The following is a 6600-nucleotide window of genomic DNA, read 5'->3' as shown; positions in this document are numbered from 1 at the left end:
ACCACCTGAATGACTCGTTCATGTGGTTGAACGTGCTGAACGAGTCATTCAGGTGGTTCACCGTGCCGAACGAGTCGTTCAGCACGGTGAGCGGAGCGAATGAGTCATTGAGGGTGTTGGGCGTCCCGAAGGAGTCATTCAGGGACTCACCGCGCTGAACGGGCCGTTCGGGTACTCCAACGCACTGAACGGGCCGTTGGGGGCCGTTGAACGCACTGAACGACCCGTTCAGTGTCTCCAGCGCACTGAACGGGTCGTTCGGGGCCTTGGGCGCACCAAACGGGTCGTTCAGGGAGTTGAACGCGCTGAACGGGTCGTTTGGTGCTTGGACGTGGTGAAGGCGCGGGGCGGGCCCCGAGGGTGTGGGGTGGTCAGCGGTCGGGGCTTGAAGACTGCCTGGCGTTGGCCGGGGGCTTGGTCTCGAAGAGGAAGTAGCAGATGCGGGTCCAGAGGGGCCAGCGAGCTGGGCGGGCCGGAGGGTGGTCCACGGCGTCGGCGGCGCGGTCGAGGAGGTCCTCCAGGAGCGCGTCGTGCAGCCAGCGGATCACCAGCGGCCACAGCACGCGCATGGTGCCCTCGGTGCGCCCGGCGATGGTGTGACGCATGACCGAGGTGCCGGGGCGGGGGCCGGGGAGGACCTCCAGGGTGTGCGTGCCCTTGAGCGTCAGCTTCGGGCTGAAGGTGAACTCGACCAGCCTGCCGGGCTCGTGGGCGGTGCAGTCGTACCTGATGGGCCCGTGACCGCCGCGCGCGCCGACGCCGAGCGGGCGGTCCATCTCGATCATCTCCCAGCGCTCGACGGGCCAGACCGTGGTCTCCGGGTCGAGCAGGCTCTCCAGCAGCGCGCCCGCGACCGACGTGTCGACGGGCAGTTCCCGCTCGTGCACGTTGTGGATCATGTGCCACCTCCCGTTCCCATACGCCACCGTATGGTTCTGACCGTACGGTAGCGTATGGAGTGTGGTGGTGAAGCGTGACGTGGCACCCAGGAAGCGGCTGGGGCGGCAGGACTGGACGGCGGCGGCCCTGTTGGCGCTGGGCGAGGGCGGGCTGAGGGCGGTGGCGATCGAGCCGCTCGCGGTGCGGCTGGGCGCCACCAAGGGCAGCGCCTACCACCACTTCCCGAACCGGGACGCGCTCGTCGCGGCGACGCTGGAGCGCTGGGCGGCCGAGCACACCGAAGCGGTGATCGCCGCCGTGCGCGACGAGCCGGACCCGCTGCGCAGGTTGCGGCTGCTGATCACGAAGGTGATCACCGAGGACGAGGACGCCTCGATCGAGCTGGCGGTGCTGGCCGCGGGCGACGACCCCCTGGTCGCGCCGGTGCTGCGGCGGGTGACCGAGCGGCGGGTGGACTACATCGCCGAGATCGCCCGCGAGATCGGCTTCTCCCCGGCGAAGGCGCGGCGGCGCGCGCTGGTCGTGTACTCGACCTATCTCGGACACGCCCAGCTGGTCAGGATGAGTCCTGCGGTGTTACCGGAAACCCGTGCGGCGCAAAGGGTTTACCTCGACGAGATGGTCGAGGTGCTGAGCGCGGGGCTGGACGGGTGAGGTTCGCCGTCCGGGTGAAACCGGGTGCTCGCAAGGACTCCGTCGGCGGGCGGTGGGACGCGGGGGAACGACCGGCGCTCGTCGTCGCGGTCGCCGCGCCGGCAGTTGAGGGAAAAGCCAATGAGGCCGTCCGGCGCGCTGTGGCGAAGGCTTTCGGTGTGCGGCGACAGGACGTCGCGATCGTGGCCGGGGATCGCGGGCGGGACAAGGTGATCGCGCTCGATCCGGCCCCGCGAGACGCCGCGCGGCGGCTGGCCGAACTGCTCGGATGAGGGTTACACCGCATTCGAAACCCGAGAGCGAACTCTCATCGGCTCCGAATTCTCGCGGCGAGCAGCGACAATGGTGGCACAGGTCACCGGATGCGCGATGGAGGCGGTGTGGCGGAGCTGTCGCTGGGACTCGGGATCGGCGCACTCGTGGTGCTGATCGCGGTGCTCGCCGTGCGAGCCTCGGTGCGGCTGGGCTTGCCGTCGTTGTTGCTCTACCTGGGAATCGGGCTCCTGCTCGGCGAGGCGGGCTTCGGCATCCTGTTCAGCGATGCCCAGCTGACGCAGAACCTCGGCATCGCGGCGCTGGTGGTGATCCTCGCCGAAGGTGGTCTGACCACGCGGTGGCACAACGTCAAACCCGCGCTCGGCCTCGGCATCGCGATGTCCACTGTGGCCGTCGCGGTGAGCATCGGCGTCACGGCGGCAGGGCTGCACTACCTGCTCGACCTCGACTGGCGGACCGCTCTGCTGTGGGGCGCGGTGGTGTCCTCGACCGACGCGGCGGCGGTGTTCAGCGTGCTGCGCGGACTCGGCGTGCACCGCAGGATCTCCGGAACCCTCGAGCTGGAGTCGGGTCTCAACGACGCGCCGGTGTACATCGCGGTCGTACTCCTCGCCAGCACGGAGACGGCCAGTTGGTGGACACCCGCGCTCGTGGTCTACGAGCTCGGCGTCGGCGCGGTCGTCGGCATCGCGCTGGGCTGGGTCGGCGGCCAGGCGCTGCGCCGCGCGGCGTTGCCCGCGACCGGTCTCTATCCACTTGCGACGGTCGCGGTGTGCGTACTGGCGTACTCGGCCGGCCAGGAGCTGCACGCGTCGGGGCTGCTCGCCACCTACGTCGCGGGACTGGTGCTGGGCAACGCGAAGCTGCCGCACCGCAGCGACACGCTGTCCTTCGTCGAAGGGCTCGGCTGGCTCTCCCAGATCGGGCTGTTCGTGCTGCTCGGCCTCTACGCCTCGCCGGGGCGGCTGCCGAGCGTGATCATCCCGGCGCTGATCACCGGCGCGGTGCTGGTGCTGGTGGCCAGGCCGCTGTCGGTGCTCGCCGCCGCGCTGCCGTTCCGGGTGCCCTGGCGGGAGCAGGTCTTCCTGTCCTGGTCGGGGCTGCGCGGCGCGGTGCCGATCGTGCTCGCGCTGATCCCGGTCACCCAGGACGTCCCTGGCGCGCAGCAGCTGATCGACGTGGTGTTCGTGCTCGTCGTGGTGCTGACCCTGATCCAGGGCACCACGCTGCCGTTGATGGCGCGGCTGCTCGGTCTGGTGCGACGGGGTGAGCCGCAGCAGGTCGAGGTCGACTCGGCGCCGCTGGACGAGCTGGGCGCGGAGCTGTTGCAGGTGCGCGTACCGGAGGGCTCGAAGCTGCACGGCGTCTACATCACCGAACTGAGGCTGCCGGTCGGAGCGACGGTGAGCCTCGTGGTGCGCGGCAAGGCCGGGTTCACGCCGCAGCCGACCACGCGCATCCAGGTGGGCGACCACCTGCTGATCGTGGCCACCGAGGAGGTGCGCGAGGACGCCGAGCGACGGGTCCGCGCCATCGACCGCGCGGGCCGCTACGCCCGCTGGAAGGGCGAGTCGGGGGACTGATTCCCTTGCGCGCCAAGGGTTTTGCTGGTCTGTGGCGCAGGTCGCGTTCCAGGATCTGGACGGGGTCTGGCGCGTCGGCGGGTCCTCGGCTACGTTCGAGTGCAAGGTCATGAGTGCCAGCGACAAGCCCTAGCTTGCTGGTCGGCAACCCTCCAACCGCGGTGGGGTGCTCTAGGTGAGGACCTGGTTCACCGCGAAGTGCGGTGAGCAAGCGCGGACTCCCTCCCGGCGAGTCCCACGGACTCACGGAGGTCGCAGTGTCGCTCGCGTTCGCCCCCATCCGCTCCTCGGTCCCCTCCGTCGTGGGCGCTCGGCTGACGGTTCCGCTGGTCACGGGCGAGCTGGTGCCCTACGCCAACCTCGACCACGCCGCGAGCGCCCCGTGCCTGGAGCAGGTCCGCGACGCCGTCGACGAGCTGCTGCCCTGGTACGCCAGCGTGCACCGCGGCGCGGGCTTCGCCTCCCAGGTCTGCACCCGCATCTACGAGCAGGCCCGGCACGCCGTCCGCCGCTTCGTCGGGGCCCGCCAGACCGACGCCGTCGTCTTCACCCGCAACACCACCGACTCGCTGAACCTGTTGGCGCGCAGCGTTCCCAAGGGCGCCAGCGTCTTCGTCTTCGACACCGACCACCACGCGGCGCTGCTGCCGTGGCGCGGCCCCCGGGTGAACCGGTTGCAGACCCCCGCGACGCCCGCCGAGGCCGTTCGCGTGCTCGACGAGGCGCTCAAGTCCGCTCCGGTCGGCCCGCGCCTGGTGGTGCTGACCGGCGCTTCCAACGTGACCGGCGAGGTGTGGCCGATCAACGACCTCGTCCGCTGCGCGCACTCGCACGGCGCGCGGACCGTGCTCGACGCCGCGCAGCTCGCGCCGCACCGGCCGGTGGACGCCAGCGCCGCCGAGGTGGACTACGTCGTGCTGTCCGGGCACAAGCTCTACGCCCCGTTCGGCGCGGGCGCGCTGGTCGGCCGCTCCGACTGGCTCCAGCAGGCCGAGCCCTACCTGATCGGCGGCGGAGCCACCCGCAACGTCGTCGACTGGGGCGACCACCTGGGCGTGAGCTGGTCGAAGGTGCCCGAGCGGCACGAGGCCGGCTCGCCCAACGTCGTCGGTGTGCACGCGCTCGCCGTGGCCTGCGGAGTGCTCGCGCGGCAGCGCTGGGAGGACGTGAAGGCGCACGAGGACAAGCTGTTCACGCAGCTCAAGGCCGGTCTGGCCACCGTGCCCGGCTTCCGCGAGCTGACCCTGTTCGGGGACCAGGCGCCGGATCGCGTGGGTGTCGTCAGCTTCACGATCGACGGCCACGACGCCGGACTGCTCGCCGCGATCCTGTCGGCGGAGTACGGCATCGGCGTGCGCGACGGCGCGTTCTGCGCCCACATCGCGACCAAGCGGTTGATCTCCGAGAGCGGTTCCGAGGGCGGTCGGGCGCTGCGTGTCAGCCTTGGCCTCGGCAACAACTCCGAGCACGTCTCGCGCGTGGTCGGCGCGCTGCGGCGGATCGTCGCCGACGGCCCGAAGTGGGAGTACGAGCTCGTGGACGGCCGCTGGACCCCGCGCAACGACCCCCGGCCGCTGCCGGCGTTCCTGGCCGATCTCTGATCAGCGACAATGTCCGGGTGAGCGACAATGACCCGGTGAGCACCGAGAGCACCCCACCGCCGCCACCGCGCAGGCTCGGCTTGTTCGCCGGGCTGGCCGTGGTGGTGTTGGCGCTGGACATCGTCACCAAGTTCTGGGCGGTCGCGTCCCTGGAGGGCCAGGAACCGGTGCGCCTCTTCGGCGGCGCGCTCTACCTGGTGCTGGTCCGCAACCCCGGCGCCGCGTGGTCCATCGGCGCCGACTACACCTGGGTGCTGTCGCTGATCATGGCGGCGGTGGTGCTGGCGATCCTGTACTTCGCGCCGCGCCTGCGCTCCGGCGGCTGGGCGGCCGGTCTCGGCCTCGTGCTGGCCGGCGCCCTCGGCAACCTCGGCGACCGGCTCTTCCGCCCGCCGGGCTTCCTGCACGGGCACGTCGTCGACTTCCTGTCGCTGTTCGCCCCGGACGGCTCGGTGTGGCCGGTGTTCAACGTGGCTGACTCGGCGATCTGCGTCGGTGGCGCGCTCATCGTGCTGATGGCGCTGCTCGGCCGGGAGTACGACGGCACGCTGATCGAGAAGAAGTCCTCGAAGAAGAAGGAGTCCTCGTCGTGAGCGCACGCACCCTGCCGGTGCCGGACGGCCTGGAGGGCATGCGCGTCGACGCGGGCCTGTCGAAGCTGCTCGGCCTGTCCCGCACGGTCGTCGCCGGGCTGACCGAGAAGGGCGACGTGCTGCTCGACGGCCAGCCCGTCGGCAAGTCCGACCGGCTCACCGCGGGCTCCTGGCTGGAGATCACCCTGCCCGAGCCCGAGCGCCCGATCGAGATCCAGGCGATCGCGGTCGAGGGCATGGTCGTGCTGCACGAGGACGACGACATCGTCGTGATCGACAAGCCGGTCGGCGTCGCCGTGCACCCCAGCCCCGGCTGGAGCGGCCCCACGGTGGTCGGCGGGCTCGCGGCGGCCGGGGTGCGCATCGCGACCTCCGGAGCGGCCGAGCGCCAGGGCGTCGTGCACCGCCTCGACGCGGGCACCACCGGCGTCATGGTCGTCGCGAAGAGCGAGCACGCGTACTCCGTGCTCAAGCGCGCGTTCAAGGAGCGCACGGTCGACAAGGGCTACCACGCCCTGGTGCAGGGGCACCCCGACCCGTCGCGCGGCACCATCGACGCGCCGATCGACCGGCACCCCAAGCACGACTACAAGTTCGCGGTGATGAACGGCGGCAAGGACTCGATCACCCACTACGAGGTGATGGAGGCCTTCCGCGCGGCGTCGCTGGTCGACGTGAAGCTGGAGACCGGGCGCACCCACCAGATCCGCGTGCACTTCTCCGCGCTCAAGCACCCGTGCGTCGGCGATCTGACCTACGGCGCGGACCCGGTGCTGGCGAAGCGGCTCAACATCACGCGGCAGTGGTTGCACGCGCGCACGCTCGGCTTCGACCATCCCGCAGACGGCCAGTGGGTGCAGTTCGTCTCCGAGTACCCCGCCGATCTTTCCGACGCGCTCGAACTCCTCCGCGCCGAATCCTGACGCCCGCGCCGTCGTCTCGCGTTTGGCAACGTGATGTGAGGGAGAGCGCTCCCACATCGCAACACGTAGC

At 70.8% G+C, this 6600-nt stretch carries 7 protein-coding genes and 1 riboswitch; of the genes, 6 read left to right on the top strand and 1 reads right to left on the bottom strand.

The window, feature by feature from the left end; genetic code table 11:
* Nucleotides 1–371: 371 nt before the first annotated feature.
* The gene (locus CCN37_RS35740) at nucleotides 372–899 is read right to left on the bottom strand and encodes a hypothetical protein (RefSeq protein ID WP_086829566.1); all 528 of its coding nucleotides are present in this window, start codon (nucleotides 897–899) and stop codon (nucleotides 372–374) included.
* Nucleotides 900–966: 67 nt separating this feature from the next.
* Here CCN37_RS35740 and CCN37_RS35735 point away from each other — a divergent pair, with 67 nt between their 5' ends.
* The 6 genes from CCN37_RS35735 to CCN37_RS35710 all read left to right on the top strand — a co-directional run bounded on the left by CCN37_RS35735 (nucleotide 967) and on the right by CCN37_RS35710 (nucleotide 6530).
* Entirely contained in the window at nucleotides 967–1554 is a 588-nt protein-coding gene (locus CCN37_RS35735; RefSeq protein ID WP_246843511.1) for a TetR/AcrR family transcriptional regulator, read from the top strand.
* Entirely contained in the window at nucleotides 1551–1826 is a 276-nt protein-coding gene (locus tag CCN37_RS35730) for a DUF167 domain-containing protein (RefSeq protein ID WP_086829564.1), read from the top strand. The genes CCN37_RS35735 and CCN37_RS35730 overlap by 4 nt, the downstream gene beginning before the upstream one ends.
* Nucleotides 1827–1916: 90 nt before the next feature.
* Nucleotides 1917–3413 carry a potassium/proton antiporter gene (locus CCN37_RS35725; RefSeq protein WP_371505571.1) on the top strand — a complete coding sequence of 499 codons (1497 nt, stop codon included), beginning with the start codon at nucleotides 1917–1919 and terminating at the stop codon, nucleotides 3411–3413.
* 105 nt (nucleotides 3414–3518) lie between these two features.
* A riboswitch (SAM riboswitch) is annotated at nucleotides 3519–3633 on the top strand.
* Between the two features lie 37 nt (nucleotides 3634–3670).
* Entirely contained in the window at nucleotides 3671–5014 is a 1344-nt protein-coding gene (locus tag CCN37_RS35720) for an aminotransferase class V-fold PLP-dependent enzyme (RefSeq protein WP_086829560.1), read from the top strand.
* 17 nt (nucleotides 5015–5031) lie between these two features.
* The gene (lspA, locus tag CCN37_RS35715; RefSeq protein WP_246843510.1) at nucleotides 5032–5607 is read left to right on the top strand and encodes a signal peptidase II; all 576 of its coding nucleotides are present in this window, start codon (nucleotides 5032–5034) and stop codon (nucleotides 5605–5607) included.
* Complete coding sequence (locus CCN37_RS35710) at nucleotides 5604–6530, top strand: RluA family pseudouridine synthase (RefSeq protein ID WP_086829558.1); 927 nt, start codon at nucleotides 5604–5606, stop codon at nucleotides 6528–6530. The genes lspA and CCN37_RS35710 overlap by 4 nt, the downstream gene beginning before the upstream one ends.
* Nucleotides 6531–6600: the final 70 nt, after the last annotated feature.

It is taken from the genome of Allokutzneria sp. NRRL B-24872 (assembly GCF_002155965.1).
Classification (GTDB): Bacteria; Actinomycetota; Actinomycetes; order Mycobacteriales; family Pseudonocardiaceae; genus Allokutzneria.
This window is presented reverse-complemented; position numbering and strand designations above follow the sequence as displayed.